Raw genomic sequence first — 3096 nt, forward strand, 5'->3', positions numbered from 1 at the left:
CTCCGCCACGGCCGCGGAGAAGGGGACGGTGACGCCGTCCACCTCGAAGCCCGCCGGTCCGATCACCACCGCGGCGGTCACGGGCTCGCCGTCGACGGTGACGCGCAGACGCGGGGCCGAGCCGGGGGCGCCGGGTACGACGTCCACGCGCAGGCCCTCGCTGCGGTACCCGCCGACGAGGTCGGCGAGCGGCGGCACCTGCGGCAGCGGGTACTCGGTCAGGCGCACCGCCGCGCCCGCGACGGTTCCGGTCAGCCGGCGCCGGCCGTCGCGGCCGAACTCCGTCCGCAGCTCGCCGCCGACGCCGCCGTCCGCCGCGCGCCAGCGCAGCACGCCGTGGGCGTAACTCGGGTCGGTCACCCGGCGGCCGTCGACGTGGACCCGGTGCCGGGGCGGGTCGGTCGCGCGGCCCAGGACGTAGACCGAGAGGCCGCCGTCCGCGGTGCCGTACAGGCCCGTCCACGGGTACAGGGCCCCGGCGAGGACGGAGTCCAGGTCCCGCCGGATCGACGGCCAGCCCGCCGAGCCGTCCCGCGCCAGCCGGCGGGCCTCCGACTTGCGGGTGAGCAGGGTGCGCAGGCGGTGTGCCGCCTCCGGCCCGGGCCGCCGGGGGACGCCCCGGGCGGCGGCCTGCAGGGCCAGGTCCTCGCGCCGGGCCAGCAGGGCGCGTTCGTCGGCTCCGAGGTCCGGCGGGGCCCAGTGCGCGACGGCGGCCGCGGGATCCCGGACGTAGCGCTCGCGCAGGGCGCCGTCCTCGCCGAGGGCCAGGGCGAAGCGGGCGCCCGGGGTGTCCTCCTGCCAGTGGTAGCCGGCCGGGACGCGGAAGTCGGCGAAGCCGCGGAGGGCGGCGAGTTCGCGGGGGCCGTACGCGTCGACGACCCGCAGCGGGCCGTCGGGCGGGCGGACGGTCCGGCCGGGTTCGAGCAGGCCGAGGCGTTCGAGCACCCGCGGGTCGGCCGGGGCGGCGACGGCGGGCGGCAGGTACCAGGTGGAGGCGCTGGTGACGGTGCGCTGCACGGCCGGGTCGCGCAGGGCGGCGACGGTGTACCGGGCGGTGACGGGGTCGAGGCCCCGGTAGCGGGCGCCGATGTAGTTGACCACGGTGTGGTCCGGCCCGTAGACCTCCTCCAGCCGGTCCAGCAGGACGGGCAGGTGGCGGTTGGTGAACCCGGCGCGCCGGTAGTCGAGTTCGCCGACGATGCCGACCTGCCAGAGCACCAGGTGCAGGCCGGGGTCGAGGCGTCGGTCGCGGATCAGCAGGTCGGAGGCCTCGAAGGTCTGCATGCCGGGGGTGCTCGGGTCCACGCCGAGGTCGGCGCAGAGCACGTCCAGGGCGCTGATGCCCGGGCGCATCACGGCGGTGTGGCCCTCGCGGCGGGCGATCCGTACGGCGCGGTGGCTGGACAGCACGAAGATGCCCGGGTGGCCGTAGAAGACCGCCGCCACCCGGCGCCCGGCCCGCACGAAGTGCAGGACCGCCTCCGACATCTGGACGTAGGTGAGGTAGCGGTCCTTCGCGTCGTCGTAGAGGACGCCGAGGTCGTAGGCGTCCGGGCGCCAGGCGTTGATGCGCACGATCGTCGCGGGGTCGGCCACGCAGTGGAAGACGTGGTCGGCCTCGCGGAGCAGGCGCTCGTCGGCGCGGGTGAAGCCGACGGCCTCGATGCCGGAGCCGAGGACGGTCAACTCGCCCTTCTGCTCGGACGGTTCACCGCCCGGCGGGCCGGCCGCGGCGATCGCGCGGGACAGTTCGGCCCACCGGGCCTGGTGCTCGCGGCGGGAGGGGAAGCGGTCGAAGGGGCGCGTGTAGCGGTGCGCGGAGCGGAGGTCGGGGTCCATGCGGCGGCGCGGGCCTTCAGGGGTGGTCAGTGGTCGGCGAGGCCGGGGAGGTCGACCACGACCGCCTGGGTGACCTGCGGGGGCAGCGCGTCCACCAGGAGCGGCGGGTCGAGCTGGACCGGCGGGTCGAACTCGAACACGGCCTGGGTGCTCTGCGGCGGGGTCATCAGCACCGGCGCTCCGGACGCGAGGGCTGCCGGATCCGGGGCCCCCGCGGCGTCGTCGGCGTCGCCGTCCAGGAGCAGGTCGATGTCCACGTCGATGTCCGGGACGCCGATGTCCGGGACGTCGACGGGCGGGGCGCTGGCGGTCGGGGTGGTCATGGCGGTCACTCGTCCCCTCGGGGCCGCGGGCGGAGGCGGGTTCATGCTACTGAACGGACGTTCGGCCGGACAGGGGTCGGGCAACCGGGCAACTGCGGAGCAGCGGAGTGCCGGCCGGGCGGCGGATGGGCCGCGCGGTCGGCACGGTACGGACGAGGTGTCCGTGGGTGGATGCCGTCAGAGCAGTGCGGTGGCGACGATCGGGCCCACCGTCTTGACGACGCTCCAGGCATCGTCCCAGAAGCTGTCCGCCTCCACGCCCGGATTCCGGCCCAGGGCACCGCCGGTGCGGCCGGTGCGGTCGATCGGAGGGGCCAGTCTGGGGAGCTGCGGGGTGGGGGACCACACCCGGTGTTCCTCGCGGACGTCTTCCATGGTCATGGTCGCTCTTCCCTTCGTGTGTGCGGGGACGGCTGGCAGGGTTCAGTAGAGGCCTCCGATGGCGGGGGGTGGGGGCGGCAGGCAGCCGGGGGTGGGGGCGCCGCCGCAGGCCCAGGGGGCCGGGTCCGCGAAGCTGGGGCCGTAGATCCCTCCGGGGCCGTCCATGATCAGTGTGGTCGCGTGCTCGGTGGGATCGGCGTCCTCCTCCAAGGCGGGGGCCACCACGCTGGTCGGCCGAGGGCCGCCGGTGAATCCGACGGGCGCCCGGACGGGCCGCGCGGCCGCGTTCCGGTCGTCGCCGACGTCGACGGTCTCCTTGTACACCTTCAGGTACGCGTCGTAGCCGACCGTGCGGTCGATCGGCGGCACCTGGGGCGGCGGCTGCTCGTACATGGTCCTCTCTCTCCTGTTCGGTGCTCCGGTGGTCGGCCGTACGAGGCGGCGTCACCGGGCGGGGGGGCGGGGGGGGCCGCCCCGCCGGGCGCCCCCCGCCCGCCGGGGGCGCCAGAAACAAAAATAAGGGCCCCCAAAAAACACGGGCGGGGCGGAAGGC

The 3096-nt window shown here is 76.0% G+C and carries 4 protein-coding genes; all 4 read right to left on the bottom strand.

The window, feature by feature from the left end; genetic code table 11:
- On the bottom strand, window positions 1-1839 hold a 1839-nt coding region (locus ACFWJ4_RS41295), incomplete at its 3' end, for an SAM-dependent methyltransferase (protein WP_380554550.1).
- A gap of 26 nt (window positions 1840-1865) precedes the next feature.
- The gene (locus ACFWJ4_RS41300; protein WP_380554553.1) at window positions 1866-2162 is read right to left on the bottom strand and encodes a hypothetical protein; all 297 of its coding nucleotides are present in this window, start codon (window positions 2160-2162) and stop codon (window positions 1866-1868) included.
- A gap of 177 nt (window positions 2163-2339) precedes the next feature.
- A complete protein-coding gene (locus tag ACFWJ4_RS41305; RefSeq protein ID WP_380554556.1) occupies window positions 2340-2543 on the bottom strand; it encodes a hypothetical protein in 204 nt (67 codons plus the stop codon).
- Window positions 2544-2585: 42 nt separating this feature from the next.
- A complete protein-coding gene (locus ACFWJ4_RS41310) occupies window positions 2586-2936 on the bottom strand; it encodes a hypothetical protein (RefSeq protein ID WP_380554559.1) in 351 nt (116 codons plus the stop codon).
- Between the last annotated feature and the right edge of the window lie 160 nt (window positions 2937-3096).

The sequence above is a fragment of the Kitasatospora sp. NPDC127067 genome (genome assembly GCF_042724755.1).
In the GTDB taxonomy this organism is placed as follows: domain Bacteria; phylum Actinomycetota; class Actinomycetes; order Streptomycetales; family Streptomycetaceae; genus Kitasatospora; species Kitasatospora lactacystinica.

Excerpts from the sequence above, each read along its gene's own strand:
- ACFWJ4_RS41300 (WP_380554553.1), bottom strand. The coding sequence starts at position 2,162 with ATGACCACCCCGACCGCCAGCGCCCCGCCCGTCGACGTCCCGGACATC.
- ACFWJ4_RS41305 (WP_380554556.1), bottom strand. The coding sequence starts at position 2,543 with ATGACCATGGAAGACGTCCGCGAGGAACACCGGGTGTGGTCCCCCACC.
- ACFWJ4_RS41310 (WP_380554559.1), bottom strand. The coding sequence starts at position 2,936 with ATGTACGAGCAGCCGCCGCCCCAGGTGCCGCCGATCGACCGCACGGTC.